The organism is Pedobacter planticolens, from assembly GCF_014172375.1.
In the GTDB taxonomy this organism is placed as follows: domain Bacteria; phylum Bacteroidota; class Bacteroidia; order Sphingobacteriales; family Sphingobacteriaceae; genus Pedobacter; species Pedobacter planticolens.
In genome coordinates, this window is sequence record NZ_WNXD01000002.1 from 1130075 (window position 1) to 1150175 (window position 20101).

At 33.2% G+C, this 20101-nt stretch carries 21 protein-coding genes; 11 read left to right on the forward strand and 10 right to left on the reverse strand.

Annotated elements, in window-relative coordinates:
- Positions 1–3 precede the first annotated feature (3 nt).
- The 3 genes from GM921_RS13680 to GM921_RS13690 all read right to left on the reverse strand — a co-directional run bounded on the left by GM921_RS13680 (position 4) and on the right by GM921_RS13690 (position 2597).
- Complete coding sequence (locus GM921_RS13680) at positions 4–642, reverse strand: response regulator transcription factor (protein WP_182923196.1); 639 nt, start codon at positions 640–642, stop codon at positions 4–6.
- A gap of 4 nt (positions 643–646) precedes the next feature.
- Positions 647–1459: a sensor histidine kinase gene (locus GM921_RS13685; RefSeq protein WP_182923197.1), complete on the reverse strand. Its 813-nt coding sequence runs from the start codon at positions 1457–1459 to the stop codon at positions 647–649.
- 607 nt (positions 1460–2066) lie between these two features.
- The gene (locus GM921_RS13690; RefSeq protein WP_182923198.1) at positions 2067–2597 is read right to left on the reverse strand and encodes a hypothetical protein; all 531 of its coding nucleotides are present in this window, start codon (positions 2595–2597) and stop codon (positions 2067–2069) included.
- Positions 2598–2798: 201 nt separating this feature from the next.
- On the opposite strand from GM921_RS13690, the gene GM921_RS13695 reads away from it, so the two are divergent.
- From GM921_RS13695 to GM921_RS13720, 6 genes are all read left to right on the forward strand, one after another.
- Positions 2799–3128 carry a hypothetical protein gene (locus GM921_RS13695; RefSeq protein WP_182923199.1) on the forward strand — a complete coding sequence of 110 codons (330 nt, stop codon included), beginning with the start codon at positions 2799–2801 and terminating at the stop codon, positions 3126–3128.
- Positions 3129–3150: 22 nt separating this feature from the next.
- Positions 3151–3405 (forward strand): hypothetical protein, encoded by a 255-nt coding sequence (locus GM921_RS13700; protein WP_182923200.1) that lies wholly within the window; start codon positions 3151–3153, stop codon positions 3403–3405.
- Between the two features lie 10 nt (positions 3406–3415).
- A complete protein-coding gene (locus GM921_RS13705; protein ID WP_182923201.1) occupies positions 3416–4267 on the forward strand; it encodes a hypothetical protein in 852 nt (283 codons plus the stop codon).
- 483 nt (positions 4268–4750) lie between these two features.
- The gene (locus tag GM921_RS13710) at positions 4751–5047 is read left to right on the forward strand and encodes a hypothetical protein (protein WP_182923202.1); all 297 of its coding nucleotides are present in this window, start codon (positions 4751–4753) and stop codon (positions 5045–5047) included.
- A gap of 58 nt (positions 5048–5105) precedes the next feature.
- Positions 5106–5330, forward strand: a complete 225-nt coding sequence (locus GM921_RS17620) for a response regulator transcription factor (protein ID WP_182923203.1) — start codon at positions 5106–5108, stop codon at positions 5328–5330.
- A 145-nt stretch (positions 5331–5475) separates the two neighbouring features.
- Positions 5476–5919 carry a hypothetical protein gene (locus GM921_RS13720; RefSeq protein WP_182923204.1) on the forward strand — a complete coding sequence of 148 codons (444 nt, stop codon included), beginning with the start codon at positions 5476–5478 and terminating at the stop codon, positions 5917–5919.
- Between the two features lie 58 nt (positions 5920–5977).
- Here GM921_RS13720 and GM921_RS13725 read toward each other — a convergent pair whose 3' ends face one another.
- Positions 5978–7600 carry a M28 family metallopeptidase gene (locus tag GM921_RS13725; RefSeq protein WP_235969838.1) on the reverse strand — a complete coding sequence of 541 codons (1623 nt, stop codon included), beginning with the start codon at positions 7598–7600 and terminating at the stop codon, positions 5978–5980.
- A gap of 172 nt (positions 7601–7772) precedes the next feature.
- Between GM921_RS13725 and GM921_RS13730 the strand changes: the two genes are divergently transcribed.
- Positions 7773–9131 (forward strand): M20/M25/M40 family metallo-hydrolase, encoded by a 1359-nt coding sequence (locus GM921_RS13730; RefSeq protein ID WP_235969839.1) that lies wholly within the window; start codon positions 7773–7775, stop codon positions 9129–9131.
- An 85-nt stretch (positions 9132–9216) separates the two neighbouring features.
- Here GM921_RS13730 and GM921_RS13735 read toward each other — a convergent pair whose 3' ends face one another.
- Complete coding sequence (locus tag GM921_RS13735) at positions 9217–11607, reverse strand: TonB-dependent receptor domain-containing protein (protein WP_182923205.1); 2391 nt, start codon at positions 11605–11607, stop codon at positions 9217–9219.
- Between the two features lie 109 nt (positions 11608–11716).
- On the opposite strand from GM921_RS13735, the gene GM921_RS13740 reads away from it, so the two are divergent.
- Positions 11717–13381, forward strand: a complete 1665-nt coding sequence (locus tag GM921_RS13740) for a histidine kinase (RefSeq protein WP_202985662.1) — start codon at positions 11717–11719, stop codon at positions 13379–13381.
- Positions 13378–14073, forward strand: a complete 696-nt coding sequence (locus tag GM921_RS13745; protein ID WP_182923206.1) for a LytR/AlgR family response regulator transcription factor — start codon at positions 13378–13380, stop codon at positions 14071–14073. Before GM921_RS13740 ends, GM921_RS13745 begins: the two co-directional genes overlap by 4 nt.
- Before the next feature lie 406 nt (positions 14074–14479).
- Here GM921_RS13745 and GM921_RS13750 read toward each other — a convergent pair whose 3' ends face one another.
- From GM921_RS13750 to GM921_RS13760, 3 genes are read right to left on the reverse strand one after another with little or no spacing between them, the layout of a single operon-like run.
- On the reverse strand, positions 14480–15268 hold the full coding sequence (locus tag GM921_RS13750; protein ID WP_182923207.1) for an ABC transporter permease: 789 nt from the start codon (positions 15266–15268) through the stop codon (positions 14480–14482).
- 3 nt (positions 15269–15271) lie between these two features.
- Complete coding sequence (locus GM921_RS13755) at positions 15272–16180, reverse strand: ABC transporter ATP-binding protein (protein WP_182923208.1); 909 nt, start codon at positions 16178–16180, stop codon at positions 15272–15274.
- Between the two features lie 2 nt (positions 16181–16182).
- Complete coding sequence (locus tag GM921_RS13760; protein WP_182923209.1) at positions 16183–16356, reverse strand: hypothetical protein; 174 nt, start codon at positions 16354–16356, stop codon at positions 16183–16185.
- Positions 16357–16609: 253 nt separating this feature from the next.
- Here GM921_RS13760 and GM921_RS13765 point away from each other — a divergent pair, with 253 nt between their 5' ends.
- Positions 16610–17641 carry a sensor histidine kinase gene (locus GM921_RS13765; RefSeq protein ID WP_182923210.1) on the forward strand — a complete coding sequence of 344 codons (1032 nt, stop codon included), beginning with the start codon at positions 16610–16612 and terminating at the stop codon, positions 17639–17641.
- Positions 17638–18387, forward strand: a complete 750-nt coding sequence (locus tag GM921_RS13770; protein ID WP_182923211.1) for a LytR/AlgR family response regulator transcription factor — start codon at positions 17638–17640, stop codon at positions 18385–18387. Before GM921_RS13765 ends, GM921_RS13770 begins: the two co-directional genes overlap by 4 nt.
- Before the next feature lie 89 nt (positions 18388–18476).
- Here GM921_RS13770 and GM921_RS13775 read toward each other — a convergent pair whose 3' ends face one another.
- Positions 18477–19355 carry a TraB/GumN family protein gene (locus GM921_RS13775; RefSeq protein ID WP_182923212.1) on the reverse strand — a complete coding sequence of 293 codons (879 nt, stop codon included), beginning with the start codon at positions 19353–19355 and terminating at the stop codon, positions 18477–18479.
- Positions 19352–20098, reverse strand: coding sequence for a lysophospholipid acyltransferase family protein (locus GM921_RS13780; RefSeq protein WP_182923213.1), 747 nt, complete (start codon positions 20096–20098; stop codon positions 19352–19354). Before GM921_RS13780 ends, GM921_RS13775 begins: the two co-directional genes overlap by 4 nt.
- Positions 20099–20101 lie beyond the last annotated feature (3 nt).

The window sequence follows — 20101 nt, forward strand, 5'->3', positions numbered from 1 at the left end:
TTATCAGATGGTAATTAAGTTATTTTTTATGCCATAAACCACTAAACCAGTTCTTGATTTGATATTCAATTTTGCAAAAAGTGATTCGCGATAATTATCTACTGTTCGTGGGCTGATATTCATTTCTGACGCAATCTCTTTGTAGGTTAATTCGGTGCTGCAATACTGAAGAAATATGAGCTCTTTTTCAGAAAATATAGGCTTTGTATCTTCGTTTTTTAATGAAATTAATAATCTGCCTGACACTAAATCGTTAATGTAAAATCCCTTTTCTACAATGGTTTTAATCGCAGTTAACAATTCAGATGGTTTTGATTCCTTTAACATGTAGCCGCCTGCTCCAGCTTTCAACATTCCGATAATTGCTTTTTCATCTTCAAACATGCTTAATGCTAAGACATGAGCCTGTGGATAATTTTCTTTTAGCCATTTGGTGGTCGCATATCCATCCATAATTGGCATATTAATATCCATTAAAATCACCTGAACGTTTTCAAAGATTTTAATTTTCTCTTGCAGATCTACGCCATTTTTTGCTTCAATAACAACATTGATTTCCTCAAACTCTGCTAATAGATTGGCAAGCCCCGAACGGAACAACGTATGGTCATCTACAACCGCTATATCTATAGTATTTAACATAATTTTATGGGTAAGGAATTTCAATTGAAGTTATAGTTCCATCAGTAGGATTTGAATTTATGGTAATTTTACCCTCAATCATTTTTATTCTATTATGAATTGATGATAGGCCTATTCCTTTATTTTGTGTTTTTGCTGTTTCATAATCAAAGCCGATGCCATTGTCTTTTACGGTTAAGTAAAGTAAATCTTTAATGATATAAACTTCTATTTCTATATGTGATGCTTGAGCATGTTTAATTATATTATTAATAATCTCTTGAAGCAGCCGCAAAATAATAAGGTCTTTGTTTGGCGATGAAATTTCGATATCGAGTAATTCGTTTTTTACTCTTATTTTGTAATTACCTATCTTTTTTAATCGATCTATTTCTTGTTTAATTGCCTTTCCTAACCCCGTTTGAACTATAAGTTCGCCATTCATTAATTTAGCTAAACCTCTTAATTCTTTAATAGAACTATTAACTAAACCTATAGATTCAGACACTTTTTTCTCCAATTTTTGTGGTTCTTTTAAATTGATTGAACTTAAAGTAAGCGCTGTTAAACTTAGTAGTTGACCAATATTATCATGCAAATCTGATGCGATGGTTTGCATGGTTTGCTCTTGTACTTCGAGGTGGGTTTTTAAGAGCTCTGATTCGAATTTTTGATGCATAGTTTTCGTTTCCTCTTTATGAAGTTTTCTGCGATGATTATTTATAACCACCAATAATATTAGCCCAATTGCAACAATAAAGAAAACAAGAGATATTAATATAATTGCCGTGAAGAAGTTTGACTCCTTTGGAGACATAGAAATGATTTGATCCAACATCCGTACATAATAATATTCAAAAAATTCATAATAACATATCTTAAAGGGAAATAATTTTTTTTGCTGTAGGCAATTATTTCCTCATAAAAGGCACTAACACTAGTGCTGGTTGCATAAAAAATAAAGCATCCAGTAATAAACCAGAAAGCAGGTTCTTTTAAGATATCTTTAGGTTCCTCTTGGTGAAATAAACTGTAATAGTATAAAATAGATAATACGATTATAGATCCTCCAAATAAAGTATTAGTAGTAGAAAAGGATTTAAAAAAGCTAACGTTTATCCAGTTCCAAGCATAAAATCCAATCAAAAAGAATAAGAAAATAAGGCAAATGGTTTTTATTCTTTTTAGTTCGATGATTTTAGAAAAGATATAGAGGTGAAATAGGATATACAACATTAAATATAGGTTATAAAGCCATTGCGTATCGGGCCTTAAACCCAAAATCCTGCTCATGTAAAAGCTATAGCTCTCTATGGCTACTGTTAGGGCAAGATAGGGGGCAAACCATTGCCAAAATTTTGGAATGGTTTCTTTAAACAACAGAATGGATGTGAGTAAGCACATCCATTCTGCAAGTAAGGAGAACGGGAATTTAATTATTTCCATTATGGGGTTCCATCATAACCAATATCGTAATTATCATCATCATCGTTATTATATGGTGGGCAAATTTCTGCTTGGTCAAGGCCTTGACCTTCTCCTATATCTCCTTCTCTTATCTCTCTTGATGTTGCAAGTGAGATATAACTTTTGTTATCAAGTATATCTCTAAAACCATGCCCAATTTTAGTATTACAAAGAACGGTTGTAGTCTTATTTTCATATTCACTAGCATTTGTATTCCCTGGCAACGGATCTGAAAGAGGGAAACAATGAGAAGCCAGATAAATTTTAAGCCCAAATGCTTTAATACTTTCTTTCTCAGCTTCTATTGCTTTAATTAGATTAGGGCTTAGTGTTTTATTGGCCATCAATAATTCTAATACTTCATACACGTTAAAATGTGAATATTTTAATGAATCTGTGCCTTTTATCTTTTGTCTATAAGCAAGAACCATATCTCTTACCACATCCCTATCAAATCCTTTTGATCGAAATCCTAATAACTTCTCAGTGCCATTTAATTCTACTATCATAATTTTTTTGTTTAGATGGTTTAATTTGTTAATTCAATATAAAAGTCGCTAATGTTCAGCGTATTAACAACAGTGAAATTACGTATGGATTTACCGTAAAAATACCTTGTTAACTCGGGTGTTTACCTCCTAACTTTTAGCATTACTTCGCTTTAATTTTGGGTATACAAATGTTTATTAACGCTAAAACTCAACAAAATCATGGAGACAAAAAACTTTAAGACACTCGATGAATTTAAAACCGAACTTATTTCAGATTCGGAAATGCAAAATCAATTCAAGGCAGATCCTATTGCAGCTATTAGTCAAATACAACAAAAAAAGCCATTAGATGATGTTTGGATTTATAGGATAGTGGTATTAGCATTAGGTATTACCATTCTTGCTATCATTCTTGGAACTATCGTGTTAATTGCAGTAGGAAGAGTTGAAGGCGATACAGGCGTGCCTACCATTCTAACTGCAATTGGATCTGCTGCCATAGGTGCTTTGGCAGGATTACTTGCGCCAACATCAACTAAAAACAATTAATTATTTCATCAATAAATATGATATGACAATAGACCAATTAAAGGAGGTGATGAAATATCACCTTAAGAGTTTTAACGACGAGGGCGTTGGAATTAATGACCAAACAATTCATAATTCAGTTCTTAGTGATTCTGATGGAATTGGAAATGCTAACTCAAAAACTATTTATCGAGCTTTTATGAGGTGGACAATGACTGAAAATGGGCATGAAGATAAAGTGTGGCCATCAGATTGGTTTGAAAAAGATGTATCGTATTTGGCATCAAAAATTATTTAATTAAGCTGTTATGAAAATTATTTATTTTAAATTATTAGGACTTATTTTCTTTTCCTTTTTAGCATTTATTACTTATGCCCAAGAAAAACCAATAGAGCTTTCAATTGGTAGTATAAAAACAGAGCTTAAGAATAAAGCTATCGATTTTGGAATAAAGTATGTTGAGTCCATTGATAGCCTTATCAGTAGAAAGGGTATATTCTTGGGTGGGAAAAAAAGCCTTTTTCAAGCATCTCCAGAAATTAATGTGCAATCAGGAACTGATGATGCTTTTTCATCAATAGATGTAAAACTTCAAGGCTTATTCATCTTCTTTAAAACGAAAACAGTTGCGGGTGTTATAACTCCATGTTCTGATTGTTTATTTCATACTTTGCCGCTTGCAGCTGGAGTTGAAACGAATAACAGTTTTAATGTTATTAACGGAATTTTGGAAGTTGGGTATGTGCCGTGGTATCAATCTATGCAGAAGGTTCCAAAGCTTATAAAAAGCACAAAAATTGGTGTATTTGTACAAGGAGGTCAGAAATTTGATTGGAACAATGGAGGTAATGCCCCAGTTGGTGGAGAGTTGGACGAGAGTAAAGAGAAAATAGATGAAGCAATATTTAGATTGAAAGGAACTTTTTCCATGGACACAAAGAATCTGTTCCCAAAAAGTTGGGTTGGTTTAGTAGGTTCTACAGATGGTTGGTATGATATTCTAAATAAAGAAATTTATTATACGCTCAGTGGAAAGTTGAGATTTTATTTATCAAGCAATAAGAAAAGATTCTTTGATTTTAAATACCAAAAAGGTTCTGGAGCACCAAACTTTAATCAAGGAGATCAATATGGGATGGGATTAACGGTTACTTTTTAATATCCGACAAGACAAAATGATAATCGCTATTTCATGTCAAAATCATACAGTTATAAACCAGCGAGAACTTGAAATCTTGCGCCTAGTTTGCATGGGCTATAACAGTAGGTAAATTGCTGATCAGCTTTTATTAGCGAACTTACTGTGCAAACTCATCGTCGCAACAAGGTAAAGAAATTGGGTTTAAGAAACTCACACTAATTGATAGTTTGAGCATTTAAAGAAAGAATGCTTTCTGTATAATAAAAAGGCCTCCAAATTTGGAGGCCTTTTTATTTCTAGAAGCTTTGATAAACTTTCAAAGTTTTTTTAAAATTTAGAATTATCATCTTCTTCAATTCGACTATAGCATACTACAAGAATACCGTAAAAACACCTTATTAAAAAGGGCAAATAGGCGTTAAAATTGAAAAAATTACATGGGTAAATTTGATTGTATTAAATAATCACCCCTAAATAAATTAACCATTAAATTAAAAAATCATGAAAAATTATTCTCTCAAAATCGCAATTCTATTCTGTGCTGTACTCGTGTTTTCTAAATGTAAACCTGAAGACGAAGTAAAATCATCAACCTGTACCTTTAGTGATGCAGAATCAAAAGCTTATTACAATACAGCTATGAAATTTGCCAATAGCCCAACACGCAGTAACTGCAATGTTTTAAAGACGGCTTCACTCGATTTAATTAAAAAGTTTGAAAAATGCGATGCTGCTACAAAAGCACAAATTGCTCAATTAACGCAACAATGGAATAATATTGATTGTAATAGTTTCTAATAATCGGCTAAATCATAAAGTTATGAAACTAATAAAAAGCTTTAGAAAAAATTGACTTATGACTCTCAATATATCTTATAAGGCTGAACATATTACCCAACGAGAACTAGAGATATTGTATATGGTTTGCATGGGTTTTAATAGCAGGCAAATTGGCGACCAGCTTTTTATTAGCGAACTTACTGTGTGCACTCATCGTCGCAATATGGTGAAGAGACTTGGTCTAAGAAACTCACACCAATTGATAGTATGGGCATTTAAAGAAAGAATGCTTTCTGTATGAGGGAAATCTCCAATTTTGGAGATTTCCCTTTACTAGTAAATACCCATTTTTAGGTATTGTTTACTGATGCTATACTTTCTTATTTTGATATACGTAATCGACTACCAATTTGTTTAATAAGTTAACCCTTTAATATTAAATCAAAATGAAAAAAATTACCCTCACTTTAGTAGGCCTACTCTTCTCTTTAGGCTTTGCTTTTGCTCAAAATGATGTGATATCAATTGATCTAAAAGGAACAAAGTATACCGTTAGTAAGAAAATCCCAAAGGAAATTATTGGAGAATATTTATATGAAAAGAAAGGCGAACCGAAAGTTGTGTTAAATGCAGATGGAACTGGATCTTTCCAACCACATATGGTTCCACCAATTTCTATTAAATATTGGATTGATTGCGATGCAAAAGGAGTGATAAGAAAAACAGAAGGGATTAATGGTAGATATCAATATACTTTGCTCATTCAATATTTAGATGGAAAAAATGGTAACTACCCAGTAAATAGTTACGATTTAATGGGAGTAACTGTAATAACCGATGAAGGTTGGGCTGTAATATATGGTGAACGTTATAAGGCGTTAAATAAATAGTTAATTAACAAAAAAGCCTCCAAATGCGGAGGCTTTTTTGTTTAAGATTAGAAAATTCCTATTGTCTTGCAGGTGCTGGTTTAGGCATCTCTTTACGTGGTAATTTCTCTGCTCTTTCAGAAGTATGATAAACGAAAGAAGCCACAATTGTAGCTGATTTTTTCAAGTCATCTTCCACTAAACGATCATAAGTATCCATGTTAGAGTGGTGCGTACGTGAATTATAATCCATTGGGTCTTGAATAAACTGGAAACCTGGTAAACCCATAGCATCATAAGATTGGTGATCTGTACCACCAGTATTGCTAATGGTAATTGTTTTTGCACCTAAATCTGCAAAAGGAGTTAACCAGCTTTGAAAGATGTCTTTAACGGCAGCATTACCTTGCAAATAGACACCGCGAATAGTTCCAGTTCCATTGTCTAAATTATAATAAGCACTTAATTTTTCATGCTCTGGTTTCAGTACCAATTCTTTCGCTGGAGTTTCTGGAGTAGTAGCAGTTGCTGGTCTAGCAGCAGCAGCTGGTGTGCCAAAGTGTTCAGCAACATATCCTCTCGATCCAAATAAACCTTGTTCTTCCGAGCTCCATAAAGCAATACGAATAGTGCGTTTTGGTTTAAAATCAATTGCTTTTAAAATGCGCATGGCTTCAATCATTACAGCAGAACCTGCACCATTATCAGTTGCTCCCGTTCCAGCATGCCACGAATCATAATGACCACCAATCATTACAACTTCATCCTTTAATTTAGGATCAGTTCCAGGAATTTCGCCAATTACGTTATATCCTTTTGGATCCTTATCATAAAATGAAGTTTTGATATCCGCTTCCATTTCTACTTTTTCACCACCACGTAATAAACGTAAAATGTGTAAATAATCTTCACCTGCAACTTCTAATTCTGGAGAAACAGGTTTAGCATCTAACTTATAAGAAGCGCCATTGCTCGTAAAGAAAGTTCCGTAACTACCTCTAGCTAAAGTTAATTTTAATCCGATTTTTTCAGCCACTAACATGCTATCTAATGCTGCACGTATTGCGAATTGTCTCATCATCATAGCTCTTTGATCATTGCCTGATCCAGCAGCACGTTGTGGTCTGCCACCAGCACCAGCAGCTTGTGGTTGTGCAGCTGCCATTTCTGTTAATTGCTCATCCGTATATCTTAATAGCTCAGGTTTATCATTACTACGAATAGGTGCTCCTTGATCTAGAATAACAATTTTACCAGCTAATTTGCCTTTGTATTTTGCTAAATCTGTAACGGTATCTGCTTTTATTAAAACCACATCAGATTTAATTAAACCTTTTGTGCCTGGAGTCCATGCCTTAGGCGAAGCGATAATAGCATGATAATAAGGTAATGTGGTAGCTGCATAAAATTTATCTACTTGCCAACCTTTACCAAAGTCTCCCCATGCCTCTAAATGAACATTTTTTAAGCCCATTTCTTTCATGTATTTAACCGCCCAATCTTGCGCTCTTTTTAAGCCTGGCGAGTTAGATAAACGTGGTCCAGAAACATCTGTAATATGGAAAGCAATATCCATAGCTTTAGATTTTTCCAAACCTTCTGTTCTGATTTTTTGAACAATTGCTGAGTTTACAGGCTCTTGAGCAAATGCAGAAAAGCACAAGCCAATGGCTAATGCACTAAAAGTAAATTTTTTCATCATAATATTGTTGTTTTTAATTGAAGATGAAGCTATACAAACCTATTGTTATATTTTGGTCTGCAGGTTTGCGATGGTTTCATCATAATAGTTAGTTAAGTATCATTATTATGGTGAATTTACAGTTAATGATAAATAATTGTACCTTTCTATTCACATTTTTACATGCCATATTATGATTAAAATGAAATACTTAGGTCTTTTATTAGCTGTTATTCTTTTCTCTGAAAATTCATTTGCACAAAAGACAATAACTAGAGATGCTAATATTAGCACGATGGTTAATGAAGTTGCTTCCACTAATTTAGAGCAAACGATTAAAAAACTGGTTTCTTTTCAAACCCGACACACGCTAAGCGATACCTTAAGTAAAACAACAGGTATTGGGGCTGCTAGAACATGGATTAAAAGTGAATTTGAAAAATATGGTGCAGCTGGTGGTGGCAGGCTTCAAGTTTCTTATGATACTTTTACGCAAGCTGCTGATGGAAGAAGAATTACTGCACCCGTTGTACTTAAAAATGTACTAGCAGTTTTACCTGGAACAGATCCGAATGATAAAAGAATGCTATTAGTTTCTGGGCATTATGATTCGAGAGTGACAGATGTAATGAATATCAAAGATTTCGCTCCTGGTGCAAATGATGATGCATCCGGCGTAGCCGCTATGATGGAAATGTGCAGAGTAATGAGCAAGCAGAAATTTAACTGTACGTTAGTTTTTGTAGCCATGGTTGGTGAAGAACAGGGTTTATATGGTGCAACAAATTTGGCTAAACGAGCAAAGGAAGAAGGTTGGAATGTACATTTATTAATGAATAATGATATTGTTGGAAACTCTTACGGAATGGAAACCGATTTAAAAGACAATAAAAGTGTACGTGTTTTTAGTGAAGGAGTTTCTGCTTTAGAAACACCAGCTCAAGCTGCGGCTAGACAATCGGCTGGAACTGAAAATGATGGGAAAGCTCGTCAGGCGGCGAGATATATTAAAGAAGTTGCAGAGCGATATGTTGACCAATTGGAAGTAAAACTGATTTACAGAAGAGATCGTTATTTGCGTGGCGGAGATCACACTCCATTTTCTCAACAAGGTTTTGCCGCAGTGCGGATAACAGAAATGAACGAAGATTTTAATCGCCAACACCAGGATGTGAGAACAGAAAATGGTTTTAAATATGGCGATTTACCCGAATATGTAGATTATAACTATCTGCAAAAAGTAACACGAATGAATTTATCAGTGATGGCAAATTTAGGTTTGTCAACTCAAGAACCTGAAAATGTTGTGGTCCTTACTTCAGGATTAACGAATAAAACTTCCCTAAAATGGGATGCACCAAAAGGAAAATCTCCGGCAGGTTATTATGTGTTGATGCGTGAAACTACAAGTCCTTTTTGGGAACAGAAATTCTTTGTAAAAGAGAATGCAGCAACGTTATCCTATTCAAAGGACAACTATTATTTCGGTGTACAATCCGTTGATGAAAACGGACATGAGAGTTTGGTAGTTATTCCAAAAGCTGGGCGATAAAATAAGTTTTACCACATAGAAACATAGTTGGGTGCTGTTTAGCTAATTTTTCTATGTGCCTATGTGGTTAAAAACATAACCTATCTTAATTCCTATTTCCAGCCTTTGCTTGTCTTGCGCCTTGGTTTTCTTTAAGGTTTAATTTATACACAAATGTTAAGCGATATCTAGCTGCATTTGGACTGTTAACTTGCGAAAGTAAATAGTTGCTACCAGTGGTTGTGGTCTCGAACTTTCTCAGATTAAATAAATTAGTTACATCAAATATTAAAGTAGCCTTATCTTTTAAGAAAGTTTTAGCAGCTCCAAAATCTATATTATGTATGCTGGCGGTTCTACTTTGTGCATTGCTTTGTGCACCAGTAAAATTATATCGTCCTTGAAGACTCAATTTTTTAGGTAGTTTTATTTGTGTGCTTATTCTGCTGGTTAAAATATTGCCGCTGTAATAGAAATCCTGATTTGAATAAAAACCTTTTTGTTTAAAATAGTAAGCATTCACTTCCATGCTAAATTGTAAAAACTTGTACGGATTGTATAAGGCCGAAAGCTCTAATCCACCACGTGTTTCTCCATCAATATTTATAGGTGTTGTAATAAATACTCCGCTAGCATTTCCATAGGTATAATCTTGCGTAATGTCTTTGTTGTTTTGGTAATATAAAGAAGGATTAAAAGTCAACTTACCCCAATTTTTTAAAAACCCTAGTTCTACAACATCAGCATAAGATGGATTTAAATTCGGATTACCAACATACTGAGCATTAAAATCTGTTAGTTCGTTAAAAGGATATAATGCAAAAAGCGAAGGTCTATTTATACGTTTACTATAACTAGCTTGCAGCGTAGCATTTGTGCTAAATGGATAAGATAAGTTAAGCGTTGGGAAAAACCGTGTATAGTTTTTATCACTGTTAAATGTCCCAGCTTTATCTTCCAAACCAATTTTAGTTAATTCAGTTCTCAACCCAAATTGGTAACCTATTTTATTCCATTTGCTATTAAATTGTACATAAGCACTTCCAATTAATTCATCATAAATAAGCTGATTATTAATTCCATCCAATATTTCCCAAGCAGTATTGTTTTGTCGCTCAGCTTTAAAATCACTTGTTACGCTACGTTTTTCGGCTTTAACGCCAAACTCTAAATTTGTAATACTATCTAAAGGTTGTACATAATCTGTTTGCAACATAAAATCTTTACTAGAACCTATCGAACTTGTTCTAACACCAGGAAAAGCAGTAGCAGTTGGAAAAGTTTTTTGTGTAGATAAATTCCAATCCTTATCGCTATTCCAGAAATCGTACTGCATATCTATTGTATATTTCTTATTGGGTTTATCGAATGTTTTGGTGTAATTAAATTCTAATTGGTTGTAATTTCTTTTCTCCCACGATTCTCCTTTACGTAATAATGTGCTATCTAATGTTTGCCCTTGTTTCGCATAATCGTATAGCAAACTTGTTTTATCATGATCATTTGTTGTTTTGTTTAAAAATGCGGCAGTAATCGTATTGTGATTATTTAGTATAAAATCTCCCCCAAAATATAACATCTTCGCATCATCATGTCTATCTTCATCTTGCCTTTTATGGAGCAAATTGGTTGTTCCTGCATCATTGGTAGCTTGATCAGAAATATACAATCCATCATAATCAGAATAACGGACACCAAACGTAGAAAACAAGTTAATTTTTGCTGATTTATAGTTTAAACTTGGCGTAATCTTGGTTTCATTTGGTATTCCAGCAACTAAACTTAATTGACCATTTAAACCTGATTTTTTATTTTTCTTTAAAACAATATTGATAATTCCAGCAGAGCCAGCCGCATCGTAACGTGATGAAGGATTTGTAATTACCTCTACTCTTTCTATTTGATCTGCCGGCAATTGATCTAAGGCATTTCCTTGCGTAAATCCAGAACGCCTGCCATCAATTAAAACCAAAACATTGCTATTTCCTCTTAAACTAACACCTCCAGCAGGGTTTACACTTACAGATGGTACACCATTCAATACATCTAATGAAGAACCAGTTTGCGATAAAACATCTTTTCCAACCTGAAATATTTTCTTATCCAGCTTTAAACTAATGGATGGCTGCTCGCCATTTATTGCAACTTCTTTTAATAATGTTGCATCTGGCAGAAGGTTGATAGTTCCTAAATTAACAGATAAATTAGATTTGCTTAGGGTTTTAACTACGGCTTTATATCCTATCAATGAAAACTCTATTGTTGCACTATCAGTCGAAATAAATTCTAGTTTAAATGCACCTTTTTCATCCGTAATTGTTGCGGCTACTAATTTAGCTGTTGCATCCTTTATGCGAACCGTTGCATACATAATAGGATCTTTAGTAGATTGCTCTTGCACAGTTCCGTGTACTGTTATTGATGCTGTATTTGTTTGTTGAGCTTTACTAATTGAGTAACTAAACAAGAGTGTAAGTAAGAGAATAAGTCGTTTCATGGCACAAGTTTACAAGCCATTGTTTGCTTAAAAGTAGAAAACCATGTGAACTGCTCTATGTCCTTTTGAAATGCATTTTTCTCAGCAGGTTATATATTATCTTTGATGAATGAAGAATTACCTTTTTCTTTTTCTAGCACTATGTTGTCTTTGTTCTTGCAGACCAGACATTAGTTTTAAAGATTATCCGCCTGTTTTTAAAACAGGAGATAACCAGTCGTGGGCAAAAAAAGATTTTAATGCTATTGGTTGGGCAACTGATCGTGACTATACCAAAAACAATATCTTTTGGGTAAGAACAAAACTAGATTTAACAAAAAAACCAGTAGGACACCTTGGTGTAAAAATTGAAGCCTTTGGTGCTTTCGATGTGTATTGGGATGGGAAACTTATCGGGAAAAACGGTGAGGTAATTAGTAGCAAAGCTGAAGTTCCAGGTACATCAACAAGTTATTATAGTATACCAGATTCATTAGCCCAAATAGGAAGCCATGTGGTAGCAATCAGAGCTTCGCAGTCTTATTTGCCAAATGTTCAGCGGAGTGTTAATGTAGGTTTAAGCACATATGAAAGTTTACTTAAATTCCCTTTAATCATTACCTCCTTTATGAATTTAATAGCTGGCGCTTTTCTAATTGCAGCCATCTATTATCTTTTCTTATACATTAATAGCAGAAGTAGGCAGTACACCGTTTTAATTTTTGCTGTAATCTGCTTTCTGTTTTTCGCATTGCTGATTTTAGAATACGTCAAGTATTATGTAGAAATACCTTATCCGCGTTTTTTCTTACGATTGGAATTTATAGGCTGGATAACTTTTGCACTCTCCATGTTAGTGCCCTTATATTTTACAATTCAGTTTAAGTTTAAATGGAAGAAAATAGTGATGAGTTTGCTTTTTATCACATTGGTATCCATCTACATTTTAAACTTTGGACATTACGATATCACCGCTATTTATTATAGTCTAACCATGTGGATTTTCTCTTTGATAGTTGTTTTTAATGCTATTTATCAAAAAGAAAAAGGAGCCATAATTGTACTAATAGCTTTACTATTAAGAGTATTGATTAATCAATTTCTATTTTATGATTTTAGCTTATTTATTAGCTTTTGTATTATCGTTTTGTGTATGCTTTACCTTAATACCATTCAAATGAAAGTGATAGAAGAAGAATATCAATCCTCACTTTTACTTTCTTCTAAGCTACAATTAGAACTAATTAAAAAGAATATCCAACCTCATTTTATAAAGAATACACTTACGTCTTTAATAGATTGGGTAGAAGAATCGCCTAAAGAAGGTACGGCATTTATTCAGGCATTGGCCGATGAATTTGATATTATAAACGACATATCAGAACAGGTGTTGATACCGATACGCCAGGAGATTGAACTTTGCAAAAAACATTTATCAGTCATGCAATTTCGTAAAGAGATAAACTATAAATGGGAAGAAAGTGGTATCGATGAAAATGAATTTATTCCACCAGCATTATTCCATACCATTTTAGAAAACGGGATAACCCATAGCAGTCCGTTTGAAGATGGTAGCATGAAGTTTAAATTATCGTTTTCAGCAACTGCTGGATACAAACAATATACTTTTGAAACCTTTGCCAATAATAGAGTTAAACTTAAACCGAGAGCTGGCGGTAATGGATTTGTTTACATCAAAGCCCGACTAACAGAAAGTTATGGAGATAATTGGGAGTTTACATCAAATGAAAATGAACAAGGTTGGATTTCAATTGTTAAAATTTATACCAAATGAGAGTATTGATCATTGAAGATGAAGCCAGAATTGCTAGGCGATTGGAAAGAATGGCAAGTAATTATTTTGAGCAAAACTCTATCATTTCTATTTGCGATTCTGTTCAAAAAGGAATGGACCATATAGAAAATAATGAAATTGATCTTTTGTTATTGGACTTAAATCTAAATGGAGAAAACGGTTTCGATGTATTGGAAGCTGTGGTTTCAAAATCATTTCATACCATTATAGTTTCCGCTTACACCGATAAAGCAATTATGGCATTTGAATATGGTGTGTTAGATTTTGTACCTAAACCATTTGATGAACTTAGATTAGCACAGGCTTTTAAAAGAATAACGAATACTTTAAAAACAACCGATGAACCGCTTAAGTTTTTAGCTGTTAAAAAGGCTGGAAATATAAAGCTGATAGACATTGAAGAGTTGCTTTACATTAAAGGCGCTGGAATTTATAGCGAGCTACATTTACGGAACGGAAACCAAGAATTACACGATAAATCTTTAGAAACTTTAGCGCAACTCTTACCTAATTCTTTTAACCGCATTCATAAATCATATTTAGTTTCTTTAGCATTGGCTGAGAAAATAATTGTTCAACCTGGAAGCAAATACAGCTTGCTGATAAAAAATGGCGAATTATTGCCAATTGGCAGATCTAAATACAAAGAGCTTAAGGAAAAGATAATTTAGCTGCTTTCAGTTAATTAAAGAGTAATTGTCAATTGACATTGCATTAAAAACAGTTTACAATTGTTCTTTGTTGGTCTACAATTACTCTCTGTAGGTCTACAATTACTCTCTGTTGGTCTACAATTACTCTCTGTAGGTTTACAATTACTCTCTGTAGGTCTACAATTACTCTCTGTAGGTTTACAATTGCTCTCTGTAGGTTTACAATTACTCTCTGTAGGTCTACAATTGCTCTCTGTAGGTTTACAATTGCCCTTTGTAGGTTTACAATTGCTCTCTGTAGGTTTACAATTGCTCTTTGTAGGTTTACAGTTACTCTTTGTAGGCCCTTAATCTATAAAATAGAAAAAGGGTAGCATCCGCCACCCCTAACTAAACTAAAAACTAAATTGTACTAAAATCTTTATTATTTGATGGTCTTTTTAGCAACCAGAAAGTAACCTATAATGAATACCACAACGCCACAAATTAAACTGTTGTAAATGGCTTGGTCGAAAATTATCATTTTATTAAAATCACCTTTGGTATGCATAATATTGGTAACCGTTAAGTTTGGATAGGCATAAGGCAAATAATCAACGTATTTCCAATTTACATTAGCGGTGATAATACCCATAATGGTTAGCAAGAAACCAATTCCGAAAGGTTTTAAAAAATCGTTCCACATTAAATTCATCAAAAACTGAATAGAAATAATTCCGATAGCTGATAAAAATAATTTACTGAAGAACCTGAATATAATGTTGTTCGCATTGTAATCGCCAAACTTTAATTCTGGTTTAATTAGCTGTATGCCATGACCCGTTAAGATGATGAATACCCCAAACAATAACATCGTTATAAAGGTTAAAAATACAATGTAAACGTATTTGCTGGCGTAAATAGAAAGTTTTGGTAAAGGCAAAGAAAACAAGCTTTTCCAGGTATCACCTTTATATTCCATGTTGGTAATTGCGTAAGTATTGTAAATTACCAACACGGGTAAAAGTAATACGCCCATTACACCAACAATGGCAGAAATATACCTAAACCACAACATAGGTGCAGGGTTATGAGCTAATTTAGTTGCCTGACTTATAAAGCCCCAGCTCATTAATATACAAATTACCAATGGAAGTAAAATTGCACTCCAAAAGGCAAGCGTTTTTCTCGATTTATAAAATTCTGAGGTTAAGGATACAAAGAATGAGCGCATCAGTTAGTTTTTTGAAGTAATGTCTAAGAATAAATTTTCAAGGTCTTTTCTTTCTTTACTAATCGCGTAAACGGTAATTCCGTTTTGTACCAATAAAGTATTTAGGTAGCCCATATCTTCTTTGTTTTTAAAAGTTATAGAAATGGTATGCTCCTCTTTTTGTACGATTTCTGCACCTGCATTTATCAAAATAGCACTGGTTTTTTCTAAATCGTTAGTTTCTATTTTTATGGTTGGTTTGCTTAAGCTGTGTAAGTCGTTAATGGTACCTTGAAATAATAATTCTCCTTTATTGATAATACCAACATGAGTAGCTGTTCTTTCTATTTCTGCCAAAAGATGACTTGATACCAAAATCGTTTTTTGATGTTTGGTAGCTAACTCAATCATTAAATTTCTAATTTCTATAATCCCGTTCGGGTCTAAGCCATTGGTAGGCTCATCTAATAACAACAATTCTGGATCTGATACCAACGCCAAAGCAATGCCTAAACGTTGTTTCATCCCTAAAGAATATTTGCCAGCTTTTTTATCAGCAGCATCCGTTAAGCCAACTAAACTTAACATTTCGGCACATTTACTTTTTCTAATTCCTAAAAGGATGCAACGATTAACTAAGTTTTCTTTTCCTGTTAAGTGACCGTATATAGCAGGTTGCTCTACTAAAGCGCCCATGCGTTTTAAACTCGCAATGCGATTAGAGTTGATATCTTTTCCGAAAATGAAAACCTGATCTGCAGGAGATTTTAACAAGTTTAATAATATTTTTATGGTTGTGGTCTTTCCTGCGCCATTTGGCCCAAGGAAACCATAAATACTACCTTTTGGTACTTGTAACGATAAATCTTTAACAACGGTTTGTGAGCCGAAATTATACGTTAAGCCTACAGTTTCTATAGCGAAATTGCTCATGCTTATTTTAAAATTGCAGCAGTTGCTTTAACAATTGTATTTGTTGGTGTTGTGTTTTTTAAAGCAACTTCTTCATCATGGTTAGTGGTTGTGCTAGTTGCAAAAGCTAATACCATCATGATAAATACTGGAAATAATAAAAGTAAGAATGGCGATACGTTTGATAACTTTTTCATGGTTCTTCTATTTTTGAGTTTGTGTTGTTTCGTTTTGTTAAACAAATAGAATACTAAAAAAAATACTACTAAAATGTTTTAGACCAAGTGCATATTATTCTAGATAAACGCTTAAAAAGAATAGTTTTGTAACTGGTTGTTTGATTTAGCCTTTTGGTAGAAAAAAAATGCCAGTTCGTCGAAAGTGATAGCTTAAAATAAATGGAATATTTACTTTGGATATAAATAGAAGGCATATTAAAATAATACACGCATGAGAAGTAAAGGTGCAATAATTGTAAATGCGATTTTTTGGGTATTAATTCTTGCATTTTCGCTATTAATGGTACTCAATAGTCCAGAAAAAGTAACACGCTTTGAGCTATTGGTGCAATTTGGCTATTTTGGACTTATTAATGTTTCGATATATTTCATCAATTATCTGATACTTATTCCAAATATTATCCAAAAACAACAACGATCATGGTTGTATCTGATTTCAATTGCAGGATTAGTTGCAGTAACAATGGTTGTTAAGTTTGGAATTGCATTAATGTATCCCGAAGTAATGTTATCACACCGAGGCCCTCAAGGTAAACTAGAAGACATATCTTATACAAGCTTCTTAGTTGGTACATTTCTAATAACCGGCTTTTTTATCGTTATCAGTTCACTACTTAAATTTTCTACAGATTGGTTTTCAAACGAACGCATACAACGCAATCTAGAGAGCGAGAAAAAAGACATGGAATTGCAGTTTTTAAAATCTCAACTTAACCCACACTTTTTATTTAACTCACTAAATAATATTTATTCACTGGCGTATCAAAAATCAGATAAAACAGCGGATGCAATTTTAAAACTATCTGAAATTATGCGTTACATGATTTATGAAAGTAACGATAGTTGGGTAGATTTAAGTAAAGAAGTGGAATACGTTAAAAGCTATGTAGAATTACAAAAATTGAGATTTAAAGATGGTGCAGCAGTAGAAATTACTATAAACGGTGAAATAGATGGACAACAAATCGTGCCACTCATTTTAATTTCTTTTGTAGAAAATGCATTTAAACATGGTATTGCAAACGACCACGATGACCCTATTAAAATAAATATTATTGCTAACCAAAAAATACTTCATTTTAGCGTAAGCAATAAAAAAAGTAAAACCAATAAAGACGCCATGGGTGGTGTTGGATTAAATAATGTAGAACGAAGATTGCAGTTACTTTATCCCGATAGGTATAAATTAAATATTGTAAATTCGGCTACGCATTACACCACAGAATTGATGCTTGACTTATGATATTAAAATGTATTGCTGTTGATGACGAGCCTTTAGCGCTCGATATTATTGAAGATTATGTATCTAAAGTGCCGTTTTTACAACTTGTAAAACGAACTGAAAATGCTATTGAAGCATTACAATTGGTGCAGGCTGGTGGAATAGATTTGGTGTTTTTAGATATCCAAATGCCAGACTTAACTGGAATTCAATTCTTAAAAATTGCCAGCGGTAAATCGAATTATATTTTAACAACTGCCTATTCGCAATATGCTTTAGAAAGTTATGATTTAAATGTATCAGACTATTTATTAAAACCAATTGCTTTTGATCGTTTTTATAAAGCGGTTGAGAAAGTTCATAATCAATTATTAAAATCTGAACCAGCTGCGGTTGCAACTCCAGAACCTGTTGCACAACAAAATAACAATCATAATACTAGTTCAGTGCAAGATTTTATTTTCGTAAAAACGGAGCATAAAATTCAAAAAATTCAGTTAGACAATATTTTATATATCGAAGGATTAAAGGACTACATTTCTATTTTCACTAAAACTGAACGTGTAATTACGCTTCAGAACATGAAGAAGATGGAAGAAACTTTACCGAAAGGAGAGTTTATCAGAGTGCATAAATCGTACATTATTGCATTAGATAAAATTGAAAGTATTGAACGTAGTCGGATTTTAATTGCGGGTAAAACTATCCCAGTAGGAGATACGTATAGAGATGAATTTTTTAAATTAATTGACGGAAAGAATATTTAAGGGAGTTAATGGACGATAGACTATAGTTGATTGTCTTGATGCTTATTAAATTTGACTATGGACAATTTGCCATCAACTATTAACCAATATTAATTCGTTGCTACAGGTTTAACCGTATATCCCAACTTTAATAAACCTTTAATTAAACCATCAGCACCAACTAAATGCCCTGCGCCAACAGCGATAAATAAAGATTGGTTTTGCATCATTTGAGGCAATTGAACAATCCATTTGTCATTACGGTTCTTCAACAATTCATTCATTTCTTCAGTTGTGAAACCTTTTGGATTTGCAAACATCTTTTCTAACTCTTTTAAGTTTTGAGTAATATAAGAATGATATAGTTTTAAAGTCCCTTTCTTTATCTTTTTTGCTTCCTTAACACTTTTAACTAACATTTCTTTTTGTCTAACTAGGCTGTTGCCAAACAGTACTTTAGCTTGGTCTTCAACTGTTTCTAAACCAAATATTTTCTTTTGGTTTGCTTTTCCATAATCTTGAATGTACTGATCAATTGCAGGATTGGTTGCAGTAAAAGTTCTCGGAGCCGAAGCTTGAAGAATTATAGTTTGTATCATTATAGGCTTTAGCTTGTTCATTTTGGTAAGATCATACTTGCCCAATGTTTTCAAATAATCAGCCACTAATTTAAACTCTTTGGGAGTTAATAAACTATCTAACGTATTGTCCTTCATTGTCATATATGGTAATAGCTTCATGGCCATATCTTTGTCCATTACCAATTCACCCACAACCGCTTCAGCCTGATTTAATTTCTCATTTAATACTTTCATGGTATCTATAAAGCCTTTATCAGCAAAGTGATAAGTGCCAAATAAGTATGATGATTTTTTTAAATCTTTACCTGAAATTTCCCATAATAAGGTGTTTTCTGCTTTTTTGGTTTGTGCATTTACGGTAAAACCGATGCTTAAAAAACAGATTAAAAAGTACTTGATAATTCTCATGAAGCTATAGGTTGATTTAATTTTTCTCTTATCGCATTCTCTGCAGCTAAAGTTATTTCTTCTGCATTTTTATCGGTCTGATCAATTGGTTTTAAAACTGTCCATTTAATCGGGTTAGCAATACTTAAAGGAAACTTACCAAAACGAACAATTTTCCAAGAATTTTCAATTGCAACCGGAACTACTAAAGCATTAGGAACTACTTTTAAAAGTGTAGCAATACCGCCTACTTGAAATGTTTTTAATTGACCATCTTTTGCTCTTGTACCTTCTGCAAATATTACTGCGGACCAATTATTTTCTTTCATTCGGCGACCTAATTTTATAATTTCGGCAACAGCTTGTTTGCTGTCTTTACGATCAATGTTTGCACCACCACCATATTTTAAATTAAATGAAATAGAAGGAATGCCTTTTGTTAATTCGATTTTTGAAATAAATTTAGGTTGATACTTGCGTAAATACCAAATCAAACCTGGAATATCATACATGCTTTGGTGGTTTGCCACAAAAATAATTGGTTTATCAGTTGGCAAATTTTGTTGATTGGTAAACGTAACAGAGTTTAGTAAAAACCAGTTGCAATAGGTTAAGAAAAAATTCATAACATCTACCGAAACTTTATGCGCTTTATATCCAAAAAATCGATAGCAAATCCATTGTATAGGTTGGAAAATGCAAAGCAATAAGAAGAAGAAAAAGTGAAATATGGGGGCAAAAATGTAGCCTAGTAATTTTCTCATTTG